Source organism: Marinobacter sp. MDS2 (genome assembly GCF_030718085.1).
Classification (GTDB): Bacteria; Pseudomonadota; Gammaproteobacteria; order Pseudomonadales; family Oleiphilaceae; genus Marinobacter.
Genome location: NZ_JAVAJF010000001.1, coordinates 591,296 through 618,246, shown reverse-complemented (window position 1 = coordinate 618,246; position 26,951 = coordinate 591,296). Strand labels below are relative to the sequence as shown.

25 protein-coding genes are annotated in these 26,951 nt (G+C 55.9%); 16 read left to right on the top strand and 9 right to left on the bottom strand.

The features are described 5' to 3' along the window. The first annotated feature begins 181 nt into the window (after positions 1 to 181). From Q9245_RS02945 to Q9245_RS02930, 4 genes are all read left to right on the top strand, one after another. On the top strand, positions 182 to 979 hold the full coding sequence (locus Q9245_RS02945; RefSeq protein WP_305895761.1) for a ParA family protein: 798 nt from the start codon (positions 182 to 184) through the stop codon (positions 977 to 979). Then, complete coding sequence (locus tag Q9245_RS02940; protein ID WP_305895760.1) at positions 972 to 1,643, top strand: chemotaxis protein CheW; 672 nt, start codon at positions 972 to 974, stop codon at positions 1,641 to 1,643. Before Q9245_RS02945 ends, Q9245_RS02940 begins: the two co-directional genes overlap by 8 nt. Before the next feature lie 127 nt (positions 1,644 to 1,770). Further along, complete coding sequence (locus Q9245_RS02935) at positions 1,771 to 2,259, top strand: chemotaxis protein CheW (protein WP_199006718.1); 489 nt, start codon at positions 1,771 to 1,773, stop codon at positions 2,257 to 2,259. A 65-nt stretch (positions 2,260 to 2,324) separates the two neighbouring features. After that, the gene (locus Q9245_RS02930; protein ID WP_305895759.1) at positions 2,325 to 2,717 is read left to right on the top strand and encodes a DUF2802 domain-containing protein; all 393 of its coding nucleotides are present in this window, start codon (positions 2,325 to 2,327) and stop codon (positions 2,715 to 2,717) included. Here the strand turns inward: Q9245_RS02930 and Q9245_RS02925 are convergent. Together Q9245_RS02925 and Q9245_RS02920 are read right to left on the bottom strand one after the other, a co-directional pair. Beyond that, positions 2,714 to 3,052 carry an EscU/YscU/HrcU family type III secretion system export apparatus switch protein gene (locus Q9245_RS02925; protein WP_305895758.1) on the bottom strand — a complete coding sequence of 113 codons (339 nt, stop codon included), beginning with the start codon at positions 3,050 to 3,052 and terminating at the stop codon, positions 2,714 to 2,716. The two genes, Q9245_RS02930 and Q9245_RS02925, sit on opposite strands and share 4 nt — an antisense overlap. Beyond that, positions 3,049 to 4,407 (bottom strand): flagellar hook-length control protein FliK, encoded by a 1,359-nt coding sequence (locus Q9245_RS02920; RefSeq protein WP_305895757.1) that lies wholly within the window; start codon positions 4,405 to 4,407, stop codon positions 3,049 to 3,051. The genes Q9245_RS02925 and Q9245_RS02920 overlap by 4 nt, the downstream gene beginning before the upstream one ends. 153 nt (positions 4,408 to 4,560) lie before the next feature. On the opposite strand from Q9245_RS02920, the gene ccmA reads away from it, so the two are divergent. Genes ccmA through ccmI form a run of 9 tightly spaced genes read left to right on the top strand, consistent with a single transcriptional unit; the run spans position 4,561 to position 11,801 of the window. Beyond that, on the top strand, positions 4,561 to 5,184 hold the full coding sequence (gene ccmA / locus Q9245_RS02915; protein ID WP_305895756.1) for a cytochrome c biogenesis heme-transporting ATPase CcmA: 624 nt from the start codon (positions 4,561 to 4,563) through the stop codon (positions 5,182 to 5,184). Next, positions 5,184 to 5,909, top strand: a complete 726-nt coding sequence (gene ccmB / locus Q9245_RS02910; RefSeq protein ID WP_305895755.1) for a heme exporter protein CcmB — start codon at positions 5,184 to 5,186, stop codon at positions 5,907 to 5,909. Before ccmA ends, ccmB begins: the two co-directional genes overlap by 1 nt. Positions 5,910 to 5,963: 54 nt before the next feature. Next, positions 5,964 to 6,707 carry a heme ABC transporter permease CcmC gene (ccmC, locus tag Q9245_RS02905; RefSeq protein WP_305895754.1) on the top strand — a complete coding sequence of 248 codons (744 nt, stop codon included), beginning with the start codon at positions 5,964 to 5,966 and terminating at the stop codon, positions 6,705 to 6,707. Positions 6,708 to 6,710: 3 nt separating this feature from the next. Further along, on the top strand, positions 6,711 to 6,944 hold the full coding sequence (gene ccmD / locus Q9245_RS02900; protein WP_305895753.1) for a heme exporter protein CcmD: 234 nt from the start codon (positions 6,711 to 6,713) through the stop codon (positions 6,942 to 6,944). Between the two features lie 14 nt (positions 6,945 to 6,958). Continuing rightward, positions 6,959 to 7,438 carry a cytochrome c maturation protein CcmE gene (gene ccmE / locus Q9245_RS02895; RefSeq protein WP_305895752.1) on the top strand — a complete coding sequence of 160 codons (480 nt, stop codon included), beginning with the start codon at positions 6,959 to 6,961 and terminating at the stop codon, positions 7,436 to 7,438. Between the two features lie 33 nt (positions 7,439 to 7,471). Continuing rightward, positions 7,472 to 9,472 carry a heme lyase CcmF/NrfE family subunit gene (locus Q9245_RS02890; protein WP_305895751.1) on the top strand — a complete coding sequence of 667 codons (2,001 nt, stop codon included), beginning with the start codon at positions 7,472 to 7,474 and terminating at the stop codon, positions 9,470 to 9,472. Continuing rightward, positions 9,469 to 10,005, top strand: a complete 537-nt coding sequence (locus tag Q9245_RS02885) for a DsbE family thiol:disulfide interchange protein (RefSeq protein ID WP_305895750.1) — start codon at positions 9,469 to 9,471, stop codon at positions 10,003 to 10,005. The genes Q9245_RS02890 and Q9245_RS02885 overlap by 4 nt, the downstream gene beginning before the upstream one ends. Continuing rightward, positions 10,005 to 10,487, top strand: a complete 483-nt coding sequence (locus tag Q9245_RS02880; RefSeq protein ID WP_305895749.1) for a cytochrome c-type biogenesis protein — start codon at positions 10,005 to 10,007, stop codon at positions 10,485 to 10,487. Before Q9245_RS02885 ends, Q9245_RS02880 begins: the two co-directional genes overlap by 1 nt. 39 nt (positions 10,488 to 10,526) lie before the next feature. Then, positions 10,527 to 11,801 carry a c-type cytochrome biogenesis protein CcmI gene (gene ccmI / locus Q9245_RS02875; RefSeq protein ID WP_305895748.1) on the top strand — a complete coding sequence of 425 codons (1,275 nt, stop codon included), beginning with the start codon at positions 10,527 to 10,529 and terminating at the stop codon, positions 11,799 to 11,801. Positions 11,802 to 11,826: 25 nt separating this feature from the next. Here ccmI and Q9245_RS02870 read toward each other — a convergent pair whose 3' ends face one another. Genes Q9245_RS02870 through Q9245_RS02845 form a run of 6 tightly spaced genes read right to left on the bottom strand, consistent with a single transcriptional unit; the run spans position 11,827 to position 18,782 of the window. Further along, positions 11,827 to 13,560: a BatD family protein gene (locus Q9245_RS02870; RefSeq protein ID WP_305895747.1), complete on the bottom strand. Its 1,734-nt coding sequence runs from the start codon at positions 13,558 to 13,560 to the stop codon at positions 11,827 to 11,829. Continuing rightward, positions 13,554 to 15,371 (bottom strand): VWA domain-containing protein, encoded by a 1,818-nt coding sequence (locus Q9245_RS02865; RefSeq protein WP_305895746.1) that lies wholly within the window; start codon positions 15,369 to 15,371, stop codon positions 13,554 to 13,556. Before Q9245_RS02865 ends, Q9245_RS02870 begins: the two co-directional genes overlap by 7 nt. Beyond that, positions 15,364 to 16,383, bottom strand: a complete 1,020-nt coding sequence (locus Q9245_RS02860) for a VWA domain-containing protein (RefSeq protein ID WP_305895745.1) — start codon at positions 16,381 to 16,383, stop codon at positions 15,364 to 15,366. The genes Q9245_RS02865 and Q9245_RS02860 overlap by 8 nt, the downstream gene beginning before the upstream one ends. Beyond that, positions 16,380 to 16,847 (bottom strand): DUF4381 domain-containing protein, encoded by a 468-nt coding sequence (locus Q9245_RS02855; RefSeq protein WP_305895744.1) that lies wholly within the window; start codon positions 16,845 to 16,847, stop codon positions 16,380 to 16,382. Before Q9245_RS02855 ends, Q9245_RS02860 begins: the two co-directional genes overlap by 4 nt. Beyond that, positions 16,847 to 17,779, bottom strand: coding sequence for a DUF58 domain-containing protein (locus tag Q9245_RS02850; protein WP_305895743.1), 933 nt, complete (start codon positions 17,777 to 17,779; stop codon positions 16,847 to 16,849). Before Q9245_RS02850 ends, Q9245_RS02855 begins: the two co-directional genes overlap by 1 nt. A gap of 40 nt (positions 17,780 to 17,819) precedes the next feature. Continuing rightward, positions 17,820 to 18,782, bottom strand: a complete 963-nt coding sequence (locus tag Q9245_RS02845; protein ID WP_305895742.1) for a MoxR family ATPase — start codon at positions 18,780 to 18,782, stop codon at positions 17,820 to 17,822. 166 nt (positions 18,783 to 18,948) lie between these two features. Here Q9245_RS02845 and Q9245_RS02840 point away from each other — a divergent pair, with 166 nt between their 5' ends. The 3 genes from Q9245_RS02840 to Q9245_RS02830 all read left to right on the top strand — a co-directional run bounded on the left by Q9245_RS02840 (position 18,949) and on the right by Q9245_RS02830 (position 26,306). After that, positions 18,949 to 23,814: an NAD-glutamate dehydrogenase gene (locus Q9245_RS02840; protein ID WP_305895741.1), complete on the top strand. Its 4,866-nt coding sequence runs from the start codon at positions 18,949 to 18,951 to the stop codon at positions 23,812 to 23,814. 112 nt (positions 23,815 to 23,926) lie between these two features. Next, a complete protein-coding gene (locus Q9245_RS02835) occupies positions 23,927 to 24,982 on the top strand; it encodes a class I SAM-dependent methyltransferase (RefSeq protein WP_305895740.1) in 1,056 nt (351 codons plus the stop codon). Between the two features lie 190 nt (positions 24,983 to 25,172). Further along, positions 25,173 to 26,306: a class I SAM-dependent methyltransferase gene (locus Q9245_RS02830; RefSeq protein WP_305895739.1), complete on the top strand. Its 1,134-nt coding sequence runs from the start codon at positions 25,173 to 25,175 to the stop codon at positions 26,304 to 26,306. Between the two features lie 9 nt (positions 26,307 to 26,315). Here Q9245_RS02830 and Q9245_RS02825 read toward each other — a convergent pair whose 3' ends face one another. Next, the gene (locus tag Q9245_RS02825; protein WP_305895738.1) at positions 26,316 to 26,936 is read right to left on the bottom strand and encodes a riboflavin synthase subunit alpha; all 621 of its coding nucleotides are present in this window, start codon (positions 26,934 to 26,936) and stop codon (positions 26,316 to 26,318) included. Positions 26,937 to 26,951: the final 15 nt, after the last annotated feature.

The following is a 26,951-nucleotide window of genomic DNA, read 5'->3' as shown; positions in this document are numbered from 1 at the left end:
AAAAAGGTTGTTCATGCGTATAGCCGATCTGGCACACTTTCTGTATTAACTCATTCTTATAATCCTAAACGGCAAACGATTGCCGCTTGCAGAACATTCATTCTTCAAGTTGCCTGCGCTGCCGCCGATATTATTATTGAGCCGTGATTGAACGTTCGGGCTTATAGCTGGAGTAACACGTGTGCGTATTTGGGCAGTAGCCAATCAAAAGGGTGGTGTGGGAAAAACCACCTCTGTTGTTTCACTGAGCGGATTATTGGCTCAGCGAGGCAAGCGTGTGCTTGTGGTTGACCTGGACCCCCACGGTTCGCTCACCGCCTGGTTTGGCTACGACCCGGACACCATTGCCCACAGTGTCTTTGATCTGTTTCAGCATCAAGGCAGCGTGCCGGAAGGTTTGCCGGCACAGTTGATCGCCGATACCAGTCATCCCGGTGTGTTCTTATTGCCGGCGAGCACAGCCTTGGCGACGCTTGAGCGAAAAATGGTGGGCGTTGGCGGCATGGGCTTGATTATGTCGCGGGCTTTAGCGCAACTGTGGGACGACTTTGACTACGTGCTACTAGACAACACGCCCTCACTGGGGGTGTTGATGGTGAATGCCTTGGCGGCAGCGCAGCACCTGGTTATCCCGGTGCAAACGGAATTTTTGGCGATCAAAGGGCTTGAACGCATGCTGCACACCTTGCAGATGGTCATGCGCTCGCAGAAAAACGAGTTGCCTTACACCATTGTGCCGACCATGTATGACCGGAGAACACAGGCATCGGTAAAAAGCCTTAACCTGTTGCGCAAAACCTACCCTGAAAACCTCTGGCGTTTTGCGGTGCCAGTCGATACCAAGTTTCGTGATGCCAGTGAGAAGGGCGTGTTTCCGTCCGTCCTCGATGCCAACACTCACGGTGTGAGAGCCTATGGCCATTTACTTGATGACCTGCTGGCCCAAACGGCCGCGGTGAAAGGTCGGCACCATGGCTGACAAAAAAATGACACAGCTGACGGCTTCAGACGCAGCTATTGCCAGTTATCTTGACGAGTTGTTGCATACGGCGACGGAAACCGCAGAGCAAGAAGAGCGGGTGGTCCCGGATCCACAAACGGTAGAGCCTGAGCCGGTTCCAGTCGAACCGCCTGTTGTTGAAGAGACGGTACCGCACTCTAATGAGCCAGCGGCCAGACCCGATTGGTCGGAGAAACCGTTCGAGTGTCTGATTTTTACAGTGGCCGGGCTTCAGTTGGCTGTGCCCCTGGTGTTGCTGGGTGCTATACATAAAATTGAAGAGGAAATTCGTTCGCTGCCGGGCAGTCCTGACTGGTATATGGGCATTCGTCCGGGCAACGACTATAACCTGCGAGTGGTGGACAGCGCTCAGTGGATCATGGCTGGCCGAGTGCCTGACAACGCCCGGGACAACTATCGCTTTATTATTCGTCTGGATGACAGCCCTTGGGGCTTGGCGTGCGACAGCGTTGGTCAATCCTTCACGCTCGACCCCGAGCAGGTGCGGTGGCGTACAGCCAGAAGCCAACGGCCTTGGTTGGCCGGTACGGTCATTGATCATATGTGTGCGTTGATTGATGTGAGGGCGATGTCTGAGCTACTGGTACGCGCAGAGCGGGAGCAGCGCCTGGATTTGAGTTAAATCTCGGTTACCGAATGAAACCGTGCAATGCTGGCACGGATTATGCCCATAACTATAGTATTGGGCGCTGATGATGATTTTTTGACGATCAGGTTGCCCGCAGGGCAGCCGAGCAGGAGAACGAGTTATGGCAGCCCCGAGCGGACAGCACAATCAGGCCCAGGAAGATCAGGTACTCCAGTACGTGACCTTTCGCCTGGATGATGAGACCTACGGCATAAACGTGATGCAAATCCAGGAAGTGCTCCGGTACACAGAAATAGCGCCGGTGCCGGGAGCTCCGGATTATGTGCTTGGCATCATCAACCTTCGTGGCAACGTTGTGACGGTGATCGATACCCGTCGCCGGTTCGGACTGATGGACGCCGATGTCACCGAAGCGACGCGCATTGTGGTGATGGAGTCCGAGAATCAGGTGATGGGGGTGCTGGTGGATTCCGTGGCCGAGGTGATTTACCTGAAGGCCAGCGAAATTGAAACAGCGCCCAACGTGGGGAACGAGGAAAGTGCCAAGTTCATCCAGGGTGTGTGCAACAAGAATGGCGAGCTGATCATTCTCGTCGAATTTGAAAAGATGCTGACAGACCACGAGTGGGCTGAAATCGCAGCGCTGTAAACGGCCAAGCCAACAGCGTTTCTGATGGACGTCTACCGTGGTAACCAATAACGGAGACGTCCACTATGAGCTTTAACATTCCTTCCTGGCTTCCTTGGTGCCTGACCGCTGTGGCGATTGTTCTGGTTCTTGTGCAGGGCATTCTCCACGGCCGCAAAATTCAGGCGCTTCAGGCATCCCTCAAGAACCGGTGCGATACCCTTGGGCGAGAACTGCATGCCACCACCAGTGGCAGTATGGGCGTGGGTCAGCGTTTGGTCGCCTGCGAGCGCCAGTTGTTCGAATTGCGCAACGCCATGGATGAAATGCGCCAGAACGACCCTCTCCGAATCTCCTACGACGAAGCCGCGCGGTTGGTTGATCTGGGAGCAGATATAGATGACCTGATGAACACTTGCGGTATCTCTCGTCCAGAAGCGGAGCTTGTGTCGGCGCTTAAAAAGCGTCAGGCCGCTTAATCTTCCGGCTCTTCAGGCGGCGTGCTGCCATCGGGGTGAGCGTCGTCTGGCGTTTTGCCCCGAATGTGAAACGCAAACGCCAAAATCTCGGCAATGACTCGATAGAGTTCTTCCGGGATTTCTTCATTCAGAGACAAGCGCGCTAATATTCCTGCCAGCTCGGCATTTTCATAAAGAGGAACATCGTTTTCCTGAGCGATGCGGATAATTTCCTCGGCCAGTTCCCATGTGCCCGTTGCTGAGATAATCGGGGCGCGTTTTCCATCGTATTTCAAAGCGACGGCAGCGGGAGCGGTGTGATCATCGTGGGTTTGAGAGGGTTTGTCCTGACTCATGCCTTGGTATCCACCAGTCGATGTTCCAGTCGGGTTTCGGCCTGCTGAGGGCTGCCTCTTCGACATTCCAAATCCGCCACTTCAAGGCCAAGATCTGCCAAACTTTGGCGTAGCAGCGGAAGCTCCTCGTTTACCTGTCGAAGAGTTGATTGCTTCGTTGCCCATATATGCGCACTGACACTGGGGTGTCGATACGCCACTTCGAAATGCAGGGGGCCCGCGTGGTCCAGATCCATGGCAAGGTTCAGACGCCATTCGCTTACAGCCGCTCGATCCGGATGCTGTTTGGAATTTTTTTCCTGCTTGTATTGCTCCATCCGGAGTTGCGCCGTCCGTGGTTCTTGATGCGGGGTTAGCCAGGGAATTTCTAGCAGCAAGGTACTTGTGGGGGCGCCGGGTTCCGCCCCGGCTCTTGCGGTCAGAGTTTGACTGTGGAGTTGGTTAACAGTGATGCGGTTCAGCATTCCAGCCAGCATGCGCAATGTTTGAGCGACGCTTGCAGGTTCGCTGCTGCTTTGAGATGCGTTGGCGGTGGCCAGCTTAGGAAATTGGAGTGGTGCATTCATCAAATCTTGGCTTGCCAGCGGTGTCAGACGGTTGAAGGCCTCCGGCGATTGCCCTTGGCTGGCGAGCAGTGCTGTTATGATTCTGGCTAGGGCCAGCTTAAAATCGGTGGGTGCCGTTTGATGGCCGCCGGTCTGTAACAAGCGGGATTCGGCGAAGGCGCCACTTTCAGTCAGCCACTGTTTTACTTGAGCTGCGCTACCCTCTGCTTTGCCCGCGCCCGGATGAAGGGCGTCAGCTTTTGCCATATTAGCGAGAAGCCCTTCCAGGGCCTGTTTGGCTGCCGCGGGAAGTGGTTGAGTAGCATTGCTTGAAGGTAACTGGCCCGGTTGAAGGGAGCCTTTTAGCCCCGTATTCATGCTGCTTAGCAGTTGAGCCAATCCGCTTTGCAGGTTTTGTTGCCAGGGCAGGCGTTGCGCCAGTGCTTTTGCGATGCCGGCTTCTTCACTGGCCGCTAGCTTGCCCATGAGCCGAAGTTCGTTTCCGGCGCGCATGATTTTAATCAAGTCGCCTGCTTTTAAATCCGGTGGTTGGTCACCGGCCGCAACCGCGAGGGAGCGGCCTTTCACCTCTAAAATGAGCTCGCTACCCCCGCCCTTGCGCTGCAAGACTTCCGCCACCTTGGCGAGCGTGGACTCCCGGTTGCCCAGTTTCAATTGTGCCAGTTGCTGTTGGGCCGACTGGGTGCGGTCGATACCGACGGAGGGCAAGCCAGTATTGGTCTGGCCGCCACCTGAGAGTTTGTTTGTCGGGGGGGCGGGCGTTTGCCCGGCGTTCAGTTTCATTGGCATTGTTTTGATATCGGGCAAGAGTAATCTGTGATCGCTTTCGTTATAATGCGCCACGTTGACTAAGAACGCCCGGAATTTAAATGGATTGTTGTTTGGTCTTCATCCATACACCCGATGCCACACGCGCATCCTTCGCTTTAAAACGGAACCCAGATGCCCGAGCCGTTACTACAGGCCGTTGGTCTTGAGTGTGAGCGCGACGAGCGCCTTCTGTTCCAGAACCTGTCATTTTCCATACTGCCCGGTACGATTACCCGTGTCGAGGGTCCTAATGGTTCCGGTAAAACAACCTTACTCAGAATATTAGCGGGTTTGAACGATGCCTGGGCGGGAGATCTGAGCTGGTGTGGCAAGTCTATAAGTCAGAACCGGGAATCCTATCTGCGCAATATGATGTATTTGGGGCATCGCCCGGGCATCAAACACCTGCTGACACCGTTGGAAAACTTGCGGGCATTAATGGCAGGGCGAAGACCGCTCGACGATGATGCGTTGAAGCAAGCGCTGGCCGGGACAGGCCTTGCCGGTTTCGAACACGTGCCCTGTCGCAACTTGTCGGCAGGGCAGCAGCGCCGGGTGGCGTTGGCGCGTTTACTGATTGCCGACGAGCCACTATGGATCCTCGATGAAGTATTTACCGCCATTGATGCCGGTGGGGTTGAAGCGATTGAGAACCTGCTGTTACAGCGAGCCCGAGAGGGTGGAGCAGTTATTGTCACGACCCATCATGATCTCGATTTGCCCGGTATGGGCCGTATTACCTTGGGAGCAGCGTGATGAACGCTAATGCGCCAATCAGACTAAAAAAGGTAGACAGCTCAGTGGGCGTATCTCAGGCCATGGTGTCGGTCTTTTTGCGAGATGTCCGCGTTGCATTTCGCCAAAGGCAAGACCTGTTAAATCCGCTCCTGTTTTTTACCATGGTAGTAACTCTGTTCCCCCTTGGGGTCAGCCCGGAAGTGGCATTCCTGAAACAGTCCGGAGCCGGTATCCTGTGGGTAGCGGCGCTGTTGTCGGTTCTTTTATCGCTGGATCACTTGTTTCGGCACGATTTTGACGACGGCACTCTGGAACAGCTGATGTTGCAGCCGCAGCCACTGTTTCTGCTGGTACTGGCCAAGACCATGGCCCACTGGCTGCTGACCGGACTGCCTTTGGTGCTGTTAACACCGGTTTTAGGGCTAATGTTGCACCTCGACGGGAACTCCGTGGCCACTTTATGTCTAACGCTGCTGATTGGCACTCCGGTATTGAGTTTGATCGGCTCCATTGGCGCAGCGTTAACTTTGGGCCTGCGATCGGCCGGTGTGCTCTTGTCACTGCTGATTATTCCGCTGTACATTCCCGTGCTCATCTTCGGTACAGGAACAGTAGCTGCGGCTGCAGAGGGCGCACAGGTGTCCGGTTATCTGGCATTGATGGGGGCGTTTTTAGTGCTGGCGCTGACGTTGGCGCCCTTTGCCTCGGCTGCAGCATTGCGAATCAGCCTGTCCAATAGCTGAGTATGTGTCAGCCGGGCAGAAACGAACAGTGAACAGTAAGACGGTAACTAACTGATGTGGCAATTCTTTCATAAGCTGGGCTCTCCGAAGTGGTTCTTTGGAATTGCAAACCGCTTTATGCCGTGGCTGCTGGCGGGGGGGCTGACCCTTCTGGTTGCGGGGTTAGTCTGGGGGTTGGCGTTTGCCCCGAAAGATTATCTGCAGGGCAACAGCTACCGGATCATTTTTATTCACGTACCGTCGGCATTCCTGGCGCAATCCATCTACATCATGATGGCCTCGGCGGCGGTGGTGACCTTGGTTTGGCGGATGAAGCTGGCTGACGTGTTTGTGAAATCCGTTGCGCCGGTTGGCTTGATGTTTACCTTTTTGGCGCTCTTCACCGGCGCGGTTTGGGGGAAGCCGACGTGGGGCACCTGGTGGGTTTGGGATGCGCGCCTCACTTCCATGCTGATTTTGTTGTTCCTGTATGGAGGCACCATCGCTCTGGATCGCTCCATAAATGATGAGAAGTCGGCGGCGCGTGCGGTGGCCGTTTTGGTTCTGGTCGGGGTGGTGAATATTCCGATCATCAAGTATTCGGTGGATTGGTGGAACACATTGCACCAGCCCGCCACCTTCAAATTGACCGAAAAGCCGTCCATGGCGATGGAGATGTGGGTGCCGCTATTGCTGTCGGTGCTGGGGCTTTATCTGCTGTTCGGATGGTTGGCGTGTTTGAGAATGAAAACCGAAATTCTGGTTCGGGAGCGCCGCACACGGTGGGTGAGAGAACACGTTTTGGCGGGAAGGAAGTAAACAATGGCATTTGAATCATTTTCAGCATTTCTCGCCATGGAAGGCCATGGTCCCTACGTTTGGACCTGTTATGCCGTGTTCGTTGTTCTGGTTGCGGGCACGATATTTTGGTCGGCGAAACGCCATCAAGCGACGTATCACATGTGTAAACGCAGCTATGAGCAGCAGGCCGCGAAAGGGCAGGCCACGCCGAAAGCGGCAGCCACGTTTACTCGTGTTGAAATCTCTCAGGATTGATCATTAGGTAACCCATGCATCCGATTCGTAAGAAAAGACTGACCATATTAATTTTCCTTGTTGCTGGCTTGGCAGTTGCGGTTGGTCTGACCACCTACGCATTGCGTCAGAACATCAACCTGTTTTACGACCCCACTGAAATCGCGGCAGGTAATGCACCGGTTGATGTGCGGATTCGGGCTGGCGGTATGGTTGAGGAAGGTAGCGTCGTTCGTGATACCGAAAGCCTCGCTGTCCGGTTCCGGGTGACAAATTTCACGGATTCGGTACCGGTTGAGTATGTTGGCATCCTCCCGGATCTCTTCGCCGAAGGCCAGGGCGTAGTCGCCATGGGGCGATTGAACAACGAGGGCTTGTTTGTGGCGGATCAGGTACTGGCCAAGCACGATGAAAATTACATGCCACCGGAAGTGGCCGATGCGTTGGAAAAGTCATCGAAAGGTCAGCACAAATCGCCATACGCAGATAAAGCTGCAGAATCCCCGGCTTACTGAGCCGCCATTTATTGTTGATGTTGGAGAGTCCTGATGTATCCGGAACTCGGGCAAGTTTCACTGATACTCGCGCTACTGCTGGCGTTACTTCTGTCTGGTGTGCCGTTGGCGGGCGCGTTAACCGGGCGTGACAGCCTGCAGGCCTTTGCCCGACCTTTGGCGTCGGGCATGTTTGTGTTTACCGGGCTGGCCTTTGCCATCCTGACTCATGCTTTTATGGTGGACGATTTTTCCGTCGCGTACGTCGCCAACAACAGCAACAGCCTGTTGCCTTGGTTCTATAAGTTCAGCGCCGTATGGGGCGGGCACGAAGGCTCGTTGTTGCTGTGGATTCTAATGTTGACCGGCTGGACTCTGGCCGTGGCGGTGTTTAGCCGCAGGCTACCCTCAACCATGGTGTCGCAGGTTCTGTCTGTGATGGGCATGGTCTGCGTGGGCTTCTTCCTGTTCATTATCCTGACCTCCAATCCCTTCGATCGTTTGTTGCCAAACATTCCGGCGGATGGCCAGGACCTGAACCCTCTGTTGCAAGACATCGGTTTGATCGTGCACCCACCTATGCTTTACATGGGCTATGTCGGGTTCTCCGTTGCCTTTGCGTTTGCGTTGGCCGCCCTGATTAATGGACGATTGGATGCTGCTTGGGCCCGTTGGTCCCGGCCTTGGACCACCGTAGCCTGGTCGTTCCTGACTATCGGTATTGCGTTAGGCAGCTGGTGGGCCTACTACGAACTTGGCTGGGGCGGCTGGTGGTTCTGGGACCCAGTTGAAAACGCATCGTTGCTGCCCTGGTTGTCGGGCACTGCTCTAATGCACTCGTTGGCGGTAACTGAAAAGCGGGGCGTGTTCAAAAGCTGGACCGTGCTTTTGGCCATCGTAACCTTTGCGCTAAGTCTACTCGGTACCTTTCTGGTTCGCTCCGGTGTGCTGACGTCCGTGCATGCCTTTGCGTCTGACCCGGAGCGTGGCACTTTCCTGCTCGCACTGTTGGGCATTACCGTAATCGGTAGTTTGGCGCTGTATGCCTTCCGTGCGCCGGTGGTTCACGTTCGTTCCCGCTACGGTTCAATGTCCCGGGAAATCTTCTTGTTGTTGAACAACGTACTTCTGGTGACAGCAACGCTGCTGGTCGCGATCGGTACGCTTTACCCGCTGATTCTGGATTATCTGGACATGGGTAAGCTGTCCATTGGTGAGCCGTTCTTCAACACCACCTTTAGCCCGTTAGCTGTCGCGGCAGGGCTGTTGTTGGGCGCTGGTGTGTTCTCACGCTGGAAGAAAACCGATGGCGGCTGGCTTGGCCGCAAACTGCTCTGGCCGCTGGCCCTGAGCTTGACCGCAAGTGTCGCGGTGATCTTGGTTTACGGAGGCTTCAAACCCTGGGCCTTCGCGGGCGTATTCACGGCGATCTGGGTGGCGGTGGCAACGCTTTGGGATCTGTGGGACAAATCGGCCTCCCGACAGGGGCGTTTGCATGGTCTTAAGCGCCAGTCCCGCAGCTATTGGGGCATGGTACTGGGTCACCTGGGTGTTGCTATGGTGATGGCGGGTGCAACCGTGGTATCCAACTACGGCATCGAGCGCGATGTCCGCATGGTGCCCGGTGACTCGGCCATGGTGGGCGATTACGAAATTGTGTTTACAGCGATTGGCAACCGTCGCGGTGCGAACTTTACTGCTCAATACGGCAGCTTCGATGTATTGCTGGATGGCAAGAAGATATCAGAGCTGCACCCGGAGAAACGCAACTATTCGGTTGGAATGAGCGTGATGACCGAAGCCGACATTGACGGCGGGTTGTTCCGGGACATCTTCGTGGCCGTCGGTGAACGGATTTCCGATGATGCCTGGGCCATTCGCCTGCAATACAAACCTTTGATTCGCTGGCTTTGGTTGGGGGCGTTGGTGATGGCCATCGGTGGTTTCCTTGCGATCTCGGATAAGCGCTACCGCATCCGGGCGAAAAATCAGGTTAAAGTCGCTGATAGTAGCCCCAAAGTAGGTAGCACTCAGGCTACAGGAGCAACGTCATGAAGCGTCTTCTGTTGTTTTTACCGTTGGTTATCGCGATCAGTCTTGGCATTTTCCTGGCCGCAGGCATCGGCAAAGACCCCACCAAACTGGAGTCGGCTCGGATTGGTAAGCCGGTACCGGCGTTTAGTCTGGAAAGTCTGAATAACCCAACCCAGTTGCTTGACGAGTCGATTCTGAAGGGCGAAGTAGCCTTGCTGAACGTCTGGGCAGAGTGGTGCCCCTCCTGTTGGGACGAGCACGAATACCTGATGTGGTTGTCGCAGGAAAAAGGCATTCGCATTGTTGGTCTGAACTATAAAGATCAGCGCGAAACTGCCTTCAGCTTTCTAGGGCGCTTGGGTAATCCCTACGATGAAATTATCTTCGATCCCAAAGGGTCGCTGGGCTTTGATCTCGGCGTATACGGCGCGCCGGAAACGTTTGTTATCGATGCTGATGGCATTGTGCAGTACCGCCACGTAGGGGTGGTGAATCAGCGCGTCTGGGAAGAGGTTTTGCAGCCGGTTATTCAGAAGGCAAAGGGGAATAGCTGATGCGACATGTTCAGGGTGCGTTACTGCTATTGATCCTGTGTGCTTTCGGCGCACAGGCTGAAGTCAGAGAGGTGTACGACTTTGAGACCCGGGCTGAGGAGCAGCGTTATCAGAACCTGATTGCCGAGTTACGTTGCCCGAAATGCCAGAACCAGAACATCGCCGACTCCAACGCTCCGATCTCAAAGGACATGCGGGATCAGGTTTACCGGCTAATGAAGAACGGCGCCACCAACGATGAAATCGTTGGTGATTTAGTGGGGCGTTTCGGCGAGTTTGTTCAGTACAAACCGCCTGTGGACAGACGTACGATTTTGCTGTGGGCGTTTCCGGCCATCGCTGTGATTGGCGGCGTGCTGATTGTTATCGGCGTTGCGGTGCGGTCCGGTAGGCGCGAGCAGGATGGCTCGGCCCTGAGCACTGAGGAACTGGCCCGCGTCAAAAAAATGCTGGCCGACAAGGATCAGTCGCCCCGAGACTGATCTTCGCAACACATTTCTAACTGTGACGTTGACTTCATCATGACTCAAGAAACCTTTTGGATTGCCGCAGCGGTGCTGGTTTTGTTCGCGATGGCTTTCGTGATGTATCCGGTGCTTTTCCATCGGCCGAAATCAAGAATTGAAACCGATCTGAGAAATCAAAACCTGCTGGCTTATAAATCGCGGCTCAGAGAGCTCGAAGTGGAGCGTGAGGCCGGCATTCTGGATCAGCAAAGCTACGAGCAACTGAAAGACGAACTGGCCGGTTCGATGCTGGATGATGTGCCGGAAAATGCCCGGCCCGAGAAGCGTATTCCGGGGCGCCGAAGTGCCATGGCGGTTGCTTTTCTGGCTATCTTGCTACTGCCTGCCGGAGCGTTTTTCGCCTACCAGGAGTGGGGCTCCATGGGCCAGGTGGAGCAGTACCTCACCATGCAGGAGATGAACGCGTCCGGTGCGGATCAGGTGGCTCGGATGTCGGAGCTCGCCGACCAGTTGCGGGAACGACTGGAACAGGACCCCGATAGCATCGATGGCTGGGCCATGCTCGCCCAGACCTACATGCGGGTTGAGCGATACGACGAAGCAGCCGCGGCCTACCGGCGTTTGGCAGAACAGGTCTCGGACGACCCGGCCTCGAGTGCTGTCGCTTATGGTTTGTCGGCACAAGCCTTGTTTTTCAAAACTGAAGGGCAAATGACTCAGGCGGTTCGAGACGCTATTGACCGGGCCTTGGCGCTGGATGCGAGTGAAGTGAATTCGCTGGGTTTATTGGGCATCCACGCCTTTAGCCAGCAGAACTACCGCCAGGCGATTGAATATTGGGAAACCATTACGGAGGCTGCGCCCAACCACCCGCAAATTGCATCGATTCGCGGCGGCATCGCAGAAGCCTATGGCCGTTTGGGTGAAACACCGCCGGCTCAGGTAGCAGAGGATGTCGCAGCGGCATCCGCCGGTGTTGACCTTCGCGTTTCCATTGACGCCGCTTTCAAAGAACAGGTGCCTGCGGACACCACTCTGTTTATTTTCGCTCGCCCGGCGGGAGCAACGGGTGGGGCGCCAGTGGCAGTGACGCGCTTAACGGCGGGTGCCTTGCCGGCAGAGGTTCGTTTGGATGACAGCTACGCGATGTCGCCCGAGGCGACAATCTCGGCTGTCGACGAAGTGGTTGTGGTCGCGCGCCTGACGCGCAGCGGTTCTATCAGTGCGCAGCCCGGCGACTGGCAGGGCCAAGTGACAGCAAGCGTTGTACCACCGGATGCCGCTGGCCAGCCGGTGGAACTGATCATCAACCAACAACTGACCAACTGATTTGCGCTCCTTACTGCCCGGCCGGCTAGCTAGACAATTCGGCCGGGTAGAGCGGAGCCAGCCCGTTGTGATTTTCCTTTCTAGCGTCCCCGTGCCTTAACTGCATCACCGCTTTCGCCAGTTTGTCTCTCACGGTCTTATCAGAATCTGCCGAATCAGGCGTTTTCGCCGAATACAGGCTGGCCTGGAAATCCCGGAGCGCGCCTTGAAGATCACGGCTGTTGCTATGGCGAATGACATCGGCGGTGTCATTGAAGTCCTTCTCCGGGAATCGTTCCCGAGCCCAGCGCACCAAAAGCACCGAGGTTTCAGGGGCACCGTTTTGAATCGCCGTTGTTAGCTGAATAAAACGCTGCTTTTCGTTGCTATCACCAGCGACCGGATTGTTACCATTGGCGGGGTGCTGTTTTCTTCGGGAGCGCCACCAAAGCACCAAGGTGATCAGCCACAAACACGCCAGCAACAGGGTGGTCCAGAGCCAGGGTGAGAGTCTGTCCGCTCCGGAATCGGCGATGGTTTCAGGTGGCTGGCCCGCTGTTGGCTCGGTCTGGGCAGATTCATCGTTGGTTGCTTCGATTGTTGCAGTGCCACCTTCAATTCGGTAGCTGCGGGCAGGCAAGACAGCTTCTTCCAGTTGATCGGTTTTAGTGTTCCACCACGGCACTCTAATTTCAGGAATCACAACGTCTCCTGAGTTTACCGGCACCAGTGCTGCTTCCAGCTGCAAGCTTGATTCAAGACCTTCTGACGTGGGTTCCGTATGTCGTCGAGGTTGCTCCGGGTAATGCCTCAGAGCACCCGGATAGCTCACCGAGAGCGGTGGTAGTGCCTCGGAAGGAAGGCCGGAGGCCTGCAGCACAATGTTTCGGGTCAGGTTGCTGCCCGCCTTCAACACGCCGCTGTTGGGCAAGCCGTCTTCTGCCAGCGCGAGATTGTCCGCCGGCAACCAGGCTTGGTCGGCGGGATAATCCGCAGGCACGGGTTTTACCTGCACGGGATAGAGCTGCTGGCTATCCCGTAAAAACCGGAGCGCGCCGTTGGCTTCTCTGACCTGACCTTCGAACCGGATGGCAGGCAGTTTCAACTCACCGGGGGTCTGTGGGAAAATTGCGTAACGCCGCTCCACCACCCGGTATCGTTTACCGTCGCGGCGGGTTGTGAACTCCCGCTGTTTGCCCAGGCTTTCAATGATCGCATCCGGGTGCTGGGGGTCAGAAAGCTCACCTCGTACCAGATTGCCCGAGAAATACAGCTGCACAGTCAGTACCAACTGCTCCTGTACATAAACGTCGGCTTTGTCGGCAGAGAGCTCGACAAAGCTGTCACGGTTTGCGGCCGGATGGTCGGGGGGCGTGCCCGACACGACTTCGATGGTGACAGGGTTGGAGGTCGCTTCCTGGAATTTGAGAGCCGGGATCGTCAGAGTCCCGGTACGTTTGGGTGCCAATTGATAGGTCCAGGTGATTTCACCCATCATGTCGCCATTGACTGTTTGCACGCTGTAGCGTTGATTGCGTGCGAGGATTTCAAAATCCGGTTCCACCTGCTCGATGTTCGGTGACGGTAACTGCGACAAATCAAAGTTGAACAGATTGCTCAGATTGAGCTCGATGTTCATTGACCCTTTAACGGTCAGGGTCAGCACTTCTCCCTCATAGAGCTGATCCCGGTCTGGCTCGGCCGTCAGTTCATTCGCCGATAGCGCGCCGGAGAACAGTAGCAGGAGGCACAAGAGGGAAGGCAGAAGGTTCTTTACCATGGTGTATCGCCCTCGTCGCGTTGGGTCTGGCGTTGTTGATACTGTTGCAGGAACTTGCGTTGCAGCAATCCCCCGGGGTTGTCGGGGACCCGACGTAGCATCTGTTCTTGCCCCTGGCTCAGGGGTTGTTCGGTCACAGGTGCGGGTGCCTCGGCCTCAGGCCCTTGCTCCGGGTCTTGTTTTGATGGCTGTGCACTACCACTTTGTTGCTCTTCCGTCTGTTCCGGTTCCTGCTGTTGCTGATCTTGTGATTGCTGACCGTCCTGATTCTGTTTCTCCGATGACTGTCGGTCTTGTTGCTCACCGTCCTGACGCTCGCTGTCGTCCCCGGACTGTTGCTTGTCGCCTTGTTGGGAGTCGCTGTTCTGGCTGTCGGAATTGTCCTGTTTGGAACTCTGGTTTTGATTCTGATCGTTGTCGCCGTTCTGGTTCTGCTTCTGTTGCTGTTCCAGCAGTTTCTTCACCAGATCACGATTGAAGTGTGCGTCGGCATGTTCAGGCTGTTCTTCCAATACCCGGTCGTAGGCTTTAAGCGCTTCTTCAAGTTTGCCGGCCCGGGCCAGGGCATTGCCGCGATTATAGTGGCTGGTAGTCTCGGCAGAATTGGAGAACGCGTCGATGGCTTCGTCATACTTGCCGGCCCGATACAGAGCTGAGCCTCGCCAGATAGGCTGCTCCAAGATTTCTGCCGCTTGGCTCGGGTTTTGTTCGATCAGCTCAGGCCCACGCTGGTCTTCCCGTTGCCAGAGACCAGCCCAGTCCAATGCCATGGCGGGCCTTGGCGCCATCGTGAGGGGTACCATGGCAAATGCAAGCACGGCAAAAGCACCACGGCGCCAGCCGATCAGCAATAAAGGAAGCGCCAACCACAACAGCCAGTAACCGTCATCTTGCCAGCGGTTGATGGTGAGGCCATCCTCGTTTGTCTGCCACCCATCAGTTGCCTCGGGTTCGACGTTCAATGCGCGAATGTCGCTGTCGTCCAGCGTCATTTCATGGCTTTTTCCGCCAGATTGACGGGCCAGATCTGCGAGAGCACCGGGATCAGCTCTGGTAATCACAATATCGTTGCCGTCCCGAATAAAACCATGGCGGGGCAGGGGGATCGGGCCGCCTTCCTCGGTACCCACGATCAGGCTACTGAGAGCGTATGGCGTGGCGCTGAGTTGTTCGTGAATGCCGTCTCGATAGCTCCCGGATACATCATCGGCAATCAGAAGAATGCGTCCGCGCCCGGGTGCGCCATTGCCCAGCAGGTTAATTGCTTCTTTGACGGCAAGGTCGGCACGGTTGCCCTGTGCCGGCATGATCGTAGGCTCCAGCACGCTGAGCATGGCTTCAATGGTGCGATGGTCTTCGGTCAGGGGCGTGACCACATGGGCATCCCCGGCATACACCAGCAGTGCGGTGAGACCGCCCTGACGCTGTGCAAGAATATCCCGGATCTTGCGTTTGGCCAGGGTTAACCGGTCCGGGTTCACATCCGTGGCCAGCATGGACAGGGACAAATCCAGCGCAATAACCAGGCTGTCCTGTGGTTGTTTGAGTGGCGTGGGTGCTTGCCTCCAACTCGGGCCAGCCAGCGCGGTGGCCAGAATAATTACCGCCAGGCTGAGGGGCCAAAATGGTGACACGGTGGTCCGGTCAGATGCGCGGCGGCGCCGCTGAATCAAGGGTTTGAGAAGGGCCGGAGAAATATAGCGGCTCCAGCCCGCATCGCCGTGTTTCAGACGGTTCTGGAGGATGTACAGCAGCGGAATGGCGAAGATCAGTCCAAGCCATAGCGGCCGTATAAAATGGAAATCAGCCATGGTCAGCCTCCGTTTCCGGCGTAAAGCGAGAGCGGGATTGGGCGAGGCGCACGACCATCAGCGTGAGCCAGATAGCGATGGCAACGCCAGCCGGCCAGACGTATAGCTCGGTCACTGGCCGGAAAAACTGGCCTTCCTGTTCAATCGGCTCCAGATGATTGATGCTGTCATAAATCATCTCGAGCTCCGGCAAACTTCGCGCACGGAAGTACCGGCCCCCGGTTTTTTTGGCCATGTGGGTAAGCAACTCCTCATCCAGATCCCGCGAAGGGTTCACCCGGCGGGTGCCCAGCAATCCGCGCTGAATCACCGAGTCAGCACCGATACCAATGGTGTAAAGCCTCACGCCAGCTGCCGCTGCGATGTCTGTGGCTTTGTCCGGACTGATTTCGCCGGCGGTATTGGCGCCATCGGTCAGCATGATGGCAACACGCTGTTCCTGGGGCCGGTCACGTAGCCGTTTCACCGCAAGGCCGACCGCATCGCCGATGGCCGTAGCGCGGCCAGCCATGCCCAGTCCGGATTCAAGCAGGAGCGTTCGGACTGTTTCCCGGTCGAAGGTCAGTGGGGCCTGAACGTAGGGTTCTGTGCCGAAAAGAATCAGGCCCAGCCTGTCGCCCTCCCGCTGATCGATAAAGTCGTTCAGCACCCGCTTTACCGCTTTAAGCCGATTAATGCTGCGCCCATGCAGCACCATGTCCTGCTCTTCCATACTGGGTGAAATGTCGACCACCAGCATCAGGTCGCGGCCTGTGATCGGCATTTGAACCTGCTCGCCCACATGTTGCGGTCGTGCGAGCGCAATCACCAGACAAAGCCAGGCTGCCAGGACCAGCAGTTTTCGCCACCATGGATTGGGCTTACCCTGTGTGCTTACTCCCGGCATATCGGATAGCCAATGACCCACAGGGATCACCGGCGCGTCTACCAGCTCGCTTTTGGGTTTTCTTGCGATAAGCAACAGTGGTAGCAGAGCGAGCAATAGTGCCCACGGGTAAGCCAGGCTGATCATAACTGGGCCTCCAGCCATAGCGAGGCAAAATCCAGCGCGTCATGGGGTGCCAGTGCCGGTTTCCGCTGCCATGTAGCCGCAACCAGTGCTTCCGCCGTCGGCCGCGAAGCAATGCGGTCTTTGGGCAGGGTTTCCAACAGAAAATCCACCCATTGGGCACCCGTCATGGCTTCCGGGTGGCGGTTGGTGTGGGTTTTGCGCGCAACACGCTTGAGCAGCCGGTTGAGTTCGCCGTACCAGCTTGGTTCGTTAGTAGCGCGCCGGATCAACATTTTCAGTTCGGCTTTGGCTTCACGCTTCCACCGCGTGCGTATGCGATACCGTTTCCAGACCCATACCAAGGCAACCAGCGCGATCACGCACAAAACCACAAGCAGCCACCATCCGGGGGCCGGAGGCCACCAGCCGCCGGTTTCAGGTAAATGAATATCTCTCAGTTGGGCGAGCGGGTCTTGCGGGTTCATCAGATCCGTCCTCCGGGGCCGAGATGAAGCCTTAGGGCTTCCGCCGGGTTGTCCTGAGTCATAATGGTGGAAGCTTGTACGCCAGAGGTTCGAAAACACTCTGCCAGCTGATGTTCGTGGCTGGAAATTTTGGCGTTCCAGGCCCGCTTGAAACTTGGATTGGATGCATCAAACCAGACAGGGCCTTCCGGACCGGCGACTGCGAACCGACCGCTACGGGGCAGTTGCTTTTCCAGCGGATCCATTACCCTCAGGGCGGTCACGCTATTGTGCCTTGCGAGCGCGCCTAACAGGGTGGTGGTGTCAGGCGAGAGGCTCATGAAATCGCTGATGATGAAAATGCGGCTGCCGGTATGAGCCACCCGGCGTGCTTCGGCCAATGCTTTGTTCAGATCCGGGCCTTCCGGAATTGAAAGGCCCGGAGGCGTTTCCGGTAGATGTTGCTGTTTGGCAACTGTGTCCAGCAGCCGCAACAGTGATTTCTTGCGCCGAGCCGGCCGCAAGACTTCAAGCTGCTCATGATTAAAGACCAGGCCGCCCACCTGATCGCCGGCCATAAGGGCTAGCCAGGCCAGCAACGCGGTCAGTTGTGCGCAGCGGGCTTGTTTGTATGCGCCGGTGCTGGCGAAGAACAGTGTGGGCCCCAGATCAGCAAGCAACAGAACCGGGCGTTCGCGTTCTTCCTCGAACAGTTTGGTGTGTGGCGATTGCCGGCGTGCAGTCACGCGCCAGTCAATGCTGCGAATGTCGTCGCCGGGCTGATATTGCCGAACCTCGGCAAATGTCATGCCCCGGCCGCGCTGACGCGATTGTCTCAAGCCAGCCTGACGGCCTCGCACTTGCCGGGCCGAGGGCAGTTTCAAAGCCCTGGCATCGGCCTGTAACCGAACCAGGTCTTGCAAGGTGGCGTGGGTGACTGCTGTGTTGCCCATGGGTCTTTCTCTTGTCGCCGAAGCGGGGTTTGCAAACACGTCAGGCAGTGACCGGAACCCGGTCGATCAGCCTTTGAAGTACGGCATCGGCGGTCATGCCCTCGGCTTCAGCCTCGAAGGTCAGCAGAATCCGGTGACGAAGCACGTCAAACGCCATGGTGCGAATATCATCCGGTGTGACGTAGTCCCGGCCGTCCAGCCAGGCCAGCGCGCGAGCACAGCGATCCAGGGCTATGGTGCCCCGTGGACTGGCTCCAAAGGCGGTCCAGCGAGCCAATTCCGGGTCGAGAGCGGCGGCGTCACGCGTCGCCAGAATCAACGCCAGCAGATACTGCTCAACCGGTTCCGCCATGTAAATGCTAGAGATTTCCTGACGGGCTTCCATCACCTGGTCTTCTGTTAGACGAATGTCTACGTTCGGAATTCCCTGACGGTAGTCGCTGCGGGCGAGGTGCAGAATCTCCCTTTCAGCTTCGGCACTTGGATAATCAATCACCACATGCATAAGAAAACGGTCGAGCTGGGCTTCGGGCAGCGGATAGGTACCTTCTTGCTCAATCGGGTTCTGGGTGGCCATGACCATAAACAGTTTTGGCAGCGGAAAGGTCTGCATGCCGACACTGATCTGGCGCTCGCCCATGGCTTCCAAAAGCGCAGATTGAACCTTTGCCGGCGCGCGGTTGATTTCGTCGGCCAACACCAGATTGTGGAATATAGGCCCGCGCTGGAATTCAAACAGGCCGGTTTCGGCCCGGTAGATTTCACTGCCGGTAACGTCTGAAGGTAACAGGTCAGGTGTGAACTGAATCCGGTGGAAGTCGCCTTCGATGTGGTCGGCCAGGGCTTTTACAGCAGTGGTTTTGGCCAGCCCGGGTGCACCTTCGACCAGTAAGTGGCCATCGGCCAGAAGGGCAATCAATAGGCGGTCTACCAGCTTGTCCTGGCCGATGATGCGTTTTGCCAGTTGTGCTCTTAGGGCACCGAATGTTTGCTGTAACGACATGAGGTTTACTGCTCTTGGTTTTGAAGGTCCGTTGGCACCGTAAAAACAGCGTCTAAGTAGTTGCCGAAGTTTTGAGGGCGGGCCAGCAAAAATCAAGGGTTTGACTATGCTTATGTGACGATAAGCGGATTACGTTTCTTTCACACAAAATCATTTGAGGTCGGATATGAACGCGCTGACAATCGCCAGCAAAGAGCAGTTTTTTGATCAGTTGTCAGAAGCCTTTGCACAAAAGATTGCAAAGAGCGAAGCGAAGAAAATTGCCGAGTTCGCCCGGTTGCATTATGCCCACATCCCCCTGGAAGAACTGGTAAGCCGACGATTTTCCGATACCTACGGTGCCGTTTTGGCCGCCTGGCAGTTTTTGCAAAAGCGTACAGCCGATGAAACCCCGGTGTCGGTATTCAACCCGGACCTCGAGAGTGACGGATGGCAGTCTACGCACACCGTCATTTTCATCTTGCATCCGAATATTCCGTTCCTGATCGACTCGCTACGTATGGCGGTCAATCAGCATGAAATCGGCACCCATTCGATCCAGCATTCGGTGCTTCAGATCGAACGTGAGAAGTCCGGCAAACTCAAAAAAATTCACGGTGCCAAGAAGTCTGCGTCCGCCGATTATGAAGCGTTTATCGTGTTGGAAATTGACCGGCACACGTCGCCGAAAGATCTCGCCAGTCTGGAACAAAGCCTGCAAAGCGTGTTGCACGAAGTCCGCATAGCCGTAGAAGATTTCCCGATCGTGCAAGACAAGGTTGCCGGTATTATTAAAGAGTTGGACGGCACCATGGCGGGCATCAGTGCCGAAGACAAGAAAGAAGCCAAAGCGTTTATGAGCTGGCTGGCGGATGACCATTTCACCTTTCTGGGTTACGACGAATACGATTTCGTCAAAGACAAAAAAGGCATGGTGGTGCAGCGTGTTGCCAATTCGGAGCTGGGGATATTCCGCGTTAATAACGAACGCTCCGAAAAGGTAAGGCTGAACGAGTTGCCTCAGCGAACCCGCGACGCGATGACCCGCGCCGACGACATCTTTATATTTGCCAAGTCGGCCCAGCGTTCCCGCGTGCACCGCCCGGCTTACCCCGACTACATTGCCGTCAAAAAATTCAACAGCAAAGGCGAAGTGGTGGGCGAACGCCGCTTTCTTGGCTTGTATACCTCCCGTGTCTACAACGAACGCCCGGATGAAATTCCCCTGTTGCGCCGTAAATTCGATGCGGTCATGGACGGCTCCGGCTTCATGCCGAGCGATTATGCCGGGAAAGAGCTGGTGCAGATTCTGACGCTGTACCCGCGCGATGAATTGTTCCAGATTGAAACGGATGAGCTGCTGAAAGTGGCGAAAAGCATCCTGTATATACAGGAGCGCCGTCGTATTGAGTTGTTCATGCGTGAAGACGTGTATGGGCAGTTCGTGACGTGCCTGGCTTTCTTCCCGCGGGATATCTACAACACCGAGCTGCGCATGAAAGTGGAGCAGGTGTTGATGGACCGGTTGGATGCCCACGACATCGAATTCGTGACCCACTTTTCCGAGTCTCCGCTGGCTCGGGTGCAGTTCACCATCCGGGTGCCTCAGGTTGAAAACCGTGATCTGCCGATAGCCGAGATTCGCGATCAGGTGATTGATCTTGCCCAGTCGTGGCGTGACGGACTCGACGTGGCACTGACCGAGGCCTACGGAGAGGAGTCCGGCAACGAATTGTACCGGTTGTGGGCGAGCGGTTTTCCGGCCAGCTATGTCGCCATGTTCTCGCCCAGGCGAGCCGCCGTGGATCTGGAGCACATTGTCGCAGCCGTTCGCGAGAAAGATCTTGCGATGAGCTTCTACCGGGCGCTGGAAGAATCTGAAAGCAATCTGCACTTTAAACTTTTCTACCCGGATGAACCTTTGCCGTTATCCGATGTGATGCCCATTTTCGACAATCTGGGTTTCCGTGTTATCGGTGAGCACCCGTTTGAGGTGACTGAACGTTCAGGCCAGACGGTGTGGATTCATGATTTCACCTTGCAGGCGTATACCGGCGAGACACTGGATATCCACCGTATCCGTCCGATTTTCGAAGAGCTGTTCCGGCGGGTCTGGCATGGTGAGGCAGAAAACGATGCGTTCAACCGCATGATGCTGACCTCCTATATGGGGTGGCGAGAAATTGCCTTGTTGCGTACATACGCCCGTTACATGCGCCAGATTCGTTTCTCGAACAGTCAGACGTTCATCTCCAACACCTTGGTGAACCATGTTGGTCTGACCAACACCTTGCTGGAATACTTTGATGTTCGATTCAACCCGGATCGCTATAAGAGTGCTGCAAAGTGCGAGGCGGCGCAGCAGAAGCTGGAAATCGAATTCCACGCCGGTTTGGACAACGTCGACAACCTGAGTGAAGACCGGGTTCTGAGGCTTTATCTTGAGTTGATGCAAGCAACCCTGCGCACCAACTATTTCCAACCGGACGCAGAAGGAAAGCCGAAGCCGTACATCAGTTTGAAATTCGATCCGACTCGAATCCCGGATGTGCCCTTGCCGCTCCCCATGTTCGAGATCTTTGTGTATTCGCCAAGGGTTGAAGGGGTGCACTTGCGAGGCGGCAAGGTTGCCCGAGGCGGTTTGCGTTGGTCTGACCGTTACGAGGACTACCGCACCGAAGTTCTCGGGCTGGTAAAAGCACAGCAGGTGAAGAACGCGGTGATTGTACCGGTTGGCGCCAAAGGCGGCTTCGTGGCCAAACAGTTGCCTTCGCCGTCTGATCGCGAAGCTTTCCAGGCCGAAGGCATCGAGGCATATAAAACCTTTATCCGCGGCTTGCTGGATATTACGGATAATCTGGCAGATGCCGGAATTCAGCCCCCTGAACAGGTAGTTCGGCATGATGAAGACGACCACTACCTGGTTGTGGCCGCAGACAAGGGAACGGCGACTTTCTCGGACATTGCCAACGGTCTGGCGGCGGAATACGGCTTCTGGATGGGCGATGCCTTCGCTTCGGGCGGCAGTAACGGTTATGACCACAAGAAGATGGGCATTACCGCTCGCGGTGCCTGGGTCTCGGTGGAACGACACTTCCGGGAAATGGGCATTAACCCTGCAGAAGATGAGTTCACCGCTATCGGCATCGGCGACATGGGCGGCGATGTGTTTGGTAACGGGTTGCTGTGCTCCGAGAAAGCCCGGTTGGTGGCCGCATTCAACCACATGCACATTTTCATAGACCCGAATCCGGATGCCGAAAAAACGTATAAAGAGCGCAAGCGGCTGTTTGAGATGCCGCGTTCGGCGTGGACAGATTTCGACTCGAAGTTGATTTCCAAGGGCGGTGGCGTATTCAGTCGTTCGGCGAAATCCATCTCCCTGACGCCCGAGATCAAGAAACTGCTGGGCATCAAGGCAGACAGTGTTCCGCCAAATATGTTGATTGGCCACATTTTGAAGGCCGAAGTGGACCTGCTTTGGGTGGGTGGCATTGGCACCTACGTGAAAGGCGCGTCAGAAACTCACGCCGATGTTGGCGACAAGGCCAACGACGGTGTCCGGGTTAATGGCGCAGAGCTGCGCTGCAAAGTGGTCGGTGAAGGCGGGAACCTCGGTTTCACCCAGCTTGGCCGGATTGATTACGCCCTCAAAGGTGGCCGTTTGAACACCGACTTCATTGATAACTCCGGTGGTGTGGATTGCTCCGACCACGAGGTCAATATGAAGATCTTGCTCAACCGCGCCGTGGCCATGGGTGATCTGACCCAAAAACAACGCAATATCATGTTGGAAGACATGACCGATGATGTGTCTGCTCTGGTCCTGAAAAATAACTATCGACAGACTCAGGCGATCAGCATTGCCAACGAAGATACCTTCATTCGACTGGAAGAATACCGTCGGCTGATGAACTCGTTCGAAAACGAGGACAAACTCAACCGGAGTCTGGAGTTCTTGCCGGACGACGAGGCGTTGTCAGAGCGGAAACTCATCTCCAAAGGTTTGACCCGGCCTGAATTGTCGGTGCTGATCTCCTACGTGAAGGGCGATCTTAAACAAACCCTGATAGACAGCAGCTTGCCGGATAATCCGCTACTTGAGGGGGAAATGTACAAGGTCTTCCCGAAAGGGCTCACCAGTAAATTCAAGACAGAGCTGGGTGAGCACCAGTTGCGGCGGGAAATCATTGCCACACAGATTGCCAACGACATGGTAAACCACATGGGAATTACCTTTGTTGAGCGTTTGCAGCAATCGACCGGCGCAGATGCGGCGACCATTGCATTGGCGTGGATTATTGCCCGGGATGTGTTCCGTATTGACAACTGGTGGGACAGAATCGAAGCCTTGGACTATCACGTATCGGCGAAGCTCCAGTTGGAGCTGATGCAGGATCTGATGCGCCTGATGCGCCGTTCGGTTCGCTGGTTGCTGCGTAATCGCCGGGCGGAGCTTAACATTCAGAGCCACATGGAGCGATTTGCGGATAGCGTGTGGGCCATCACCTCGAATCTGCCGGAATACCTCGGTGAACAAGCCAAGGCAGATTGGGAAAAACGCAATGCAGAACTGATCGCGGCGGGGATTCCGAAAGATCTGGCATCGGTGCTCTCCGGAACAGGCCATTTGTATTCGTCACTGGGTGTTATCGAAGCCAAAGAGACGACAAAAATGCCGCTCAAAACGGTCGCGAACCTGTATTACGATCTGGGTGACCGGCTCGATTTGAATTGGTTCGCCGACGCGATTGCGGCTCTTACGCCGAACTCGCACTGGCAAGCTCTGGCGCGGGAAAGCTTCCGGGAAGACCTCGACTGGCAGCAACGGGCATTGACCACCGGGGTGCTCCAGCTCGCCGGCAAGGCTGAGAAAGTGCCCGAGTGTGTGCAGGCATGGGAAGAGAAAAACCAGAATATGATCGACCGCTGGAACACCATGCTGGCGGAGCTGAAGGGCGTGAGGGAGCCTGAATACGCCATGTTCTCGGTGGCGCTGCGTGAGTTGCTGGATCTGGCGCAAAGCACCCTGCACCAGCAGCCTGGCGAGTAAGAGCCGGCATTAGACGTGTGGTTAAGGCCCTGATGATGCTTTGAAGGCAGACTCAGGGCTTTTTTCCGGTTAGCATACGTGCCTTTCAGCATCACCTTCAGGCCGGCTTGCCATGTCTTCATTACCGAATACCCACGAAGTTCTCCTCCGAAATGCCCAGTTATTGGACGGTCGCCTGGCCATATTGGGGCTTTCTGACCCCGGCCTGTTGCTGCAGTGCCCCTCCGCAGGGCTGGCGATGACAGAGCACGCGGGTGTCTACAAATCGATGGCACCCCACACAAAATGGCAACAGTGTTTTGGTTATGACACCGAGGGGCTGTCCGCCGGTGCATTTGACACGGTGATTGTGTTTTTGCCCAAAGCCCGTGCCGAGCTCACGCTGCGGTTAGCAATGGCGCAATTTCTTGGGCGTCAGGATGCAAACCTTGTGCTGATTGGTGAGAAAAAAGAGGGCATCGCCGGCGGTTCCAAGCAATTTCTTCAAGCGGTTCCAGACGGTATGAAAATAGACAGTGCCCGGCACTGTCAGGTTTGGAGTGGAACCAATAGTCAGCCCAATGACGCGTTTGTTTTGGAAGACTATCTGGAATGGACACCGATCAACTGCGCCGGCGTTGAAGTGTCTGTAGCCGGTTTGCCGGGTGTCTTCAGCGAAGGGGAGCTGGATGGAGGCACGCGGCTACTGCTTGAAAACCTTGCAGAGAAGCCATTGTCAGGCGAAAAAGTGCTGGATTTTGCTTGTGGTGCCGGCGTTATTGGTAGTTGGCTGCAGGGCCATCGACGTGCTGCGGGGGGTGAGCCGGGTGTGGTTGATGGAGTGGATGTACAAGCACAAGCGGTAGCCTGCGCCAGAGCCACATACGAGAAGGCGGGAGCGTCTGGCGAGATATTCGCAGAAGATGGGCTGGCAGGCTTGAAGGGCCGCTGGCAGGCTGTCGTGACGAACCCGCCGTTTCATTCCGGGGTGAAAACCGACACCTCCATGACCGAACAGTTTATTCGGCAAGTGGCGCGGCATTTAGTGCCGGGTGGTGAGCTACGTTTGGTGGCGAACAGCTTCTTGCCCTATGAATCGTTGATGCAGCAGTTCATCGGGCCCGTGCAAACTCTTGCACAAGATAAGCGATTTACGGTGTATCGCGCCTTCCAACGCATGCCACGCTGAATTTCAGGCATAAAAAAACCCCTGGGGAGGGGTAAAAAAGCATGTGCAGAAAACGATCGGTCAATCGGCAGGGCGCCGAACGTCTGACCGAAAGGGGTTTTCGGCGTGAACAAGGCTAATTTAGGTGTTTTTTCTAGAGTAAACAGCCTAAAAACGGTATTTATCAGAATTAAGTGATCGGATCCCTGACATGACCAGTGAAGTGCTTGAAATTGCCGACCGGTGTCTGGCGTTGAAACGGCCCGGTAGTGAGGCCTCTCGCTTGAGGGCATGGGATGCTGCCGACGAGCTGCTTTTAGACGAAGCGCTGAAGCGGGTGAGCCCGGACCATCGTGTTCTTGTGATTGACGATGCCTTTGGTGCCTTGACTCTCGGCTTGGCGGATTATGAGCCGGTTTCAGTTTCTGATAGCGCTGCATTGAACCAAGCGCTAAGGGATAATGCACGCCGGAATTCGAACGTGCCCTCCGCATCCGATCCGACCAGTTGGCTCAATGCGCCAGAAGGGCCGTTTGATCTCGTTGTAATGCGGATCCCCAGACAGGCAGAGTATTTGGCGTGGTTGCTGCGTTGGTTGAATGGTCAATTGTCAGAAAACGGCCTTTTGCTGGCGGGCGGTATGATTAAGCACCTGCCAGAACGCAGTGTGGATGTGTTTTCAGCAGCGGTGACTACCGAGGCGGTACTACCGGCCAGGAAAAAGGCCCGGGTTGTGGTTTGTCGTCGTGGCAGCGAGCGTCTGGAGGGCTGGCCTGCCATCTGGAAAGGATATCAGCAACCCGGTGTGCCGGCCCGAGTAGAAGCCATGCCTGCGGTGTTTTCACGGGAGCGCCTGGATATTGGTACCCGCGAGCTGTTGCCATTGGTCGGGCCGGCGGTACAGGCACTCAAGCCCGAAGCCCGGGTGCTTGATCTTGCGTGCGGTAACGGCGTTCTGGGGCTCACCGCACTGGCTTGCCGGGCCGATATTTCCCTTGAATTTAGCGATGTCTCCAGTCAGGCGGTTGCCAGTGTGCGGCATAACCTGAACCATTGTGGCTATTCGGAACGAGCGCAATTGCACCACACCGACGGTGTGCCGAAGGACAGCGGCAAGTATCAGCTGATTTTGCTGAACCCGCCTTTTCACGAGGGGGGCGTGGTGGGTGATCACATTGCCTTAAGGCTATTTGAAGAGGCTGCAGAACATCTTGCGGCCGATGGGCGGGTTTTAATGGTCGGTAATCGGCACCTGGGTTATCACCGCACGCTGAAACGTTATTTCCGAACCGTAGAGCAGCGGGCAGCAAGCCCGCGTTTTGTGGTGTTTGAAGCTGCGCTGTAGCGGCCGGGATTAAACCGCCGTAGCAGGGCGGTCGTAACCCATGCGCGCCAGGGTATCGACGATGGTTTGTGTCTGGCTATCCACCTCAATATTCACCACTTGACCCTGCTCAATGGTGCCGAACGTTGTCGCACGGAGCGTTTCAGGAATTAAGTGGACGTTGAAGCGGTTGGCTTCGACTTCGCCTATGGTCAGGCTGGCGCCGTTGATCGCAATAAAGCCTTTCGGAAAAATGTACTTCATCCAGTTTTCTGGCACTTCGAACCATAGGGTGACGTTGTTTTCGGTGCGGATGATGTCTGCGAGTTGAGCGGTGGTGTGGACATGCCCGCTCAACAAGTGCCCGCCAATTTCATCGCCAATCCGTGCCGCCCGCTCGAAGTTCACCTCGTCTCCGATATTAAGTGCCCCGAGGGTCGTTAGCCGCAGAGTTTCTTGCATCGCATCGAAATAGAGCTGCTGGCCTTCCTGCCGGGTTACCGTCATACACGTGCCGTTAATGGCAACGGACGCGCCAATGGTTACCCCTTCAACTTTGTCTTCAGGAAGCTCGATAACGAGGGTGTTCAGGCCCGGTGCTGTATGGATTTCGACTACTTTGGCAATGCCCTGAACGATACCGGTAAACATAAACCGTCTCCTGAA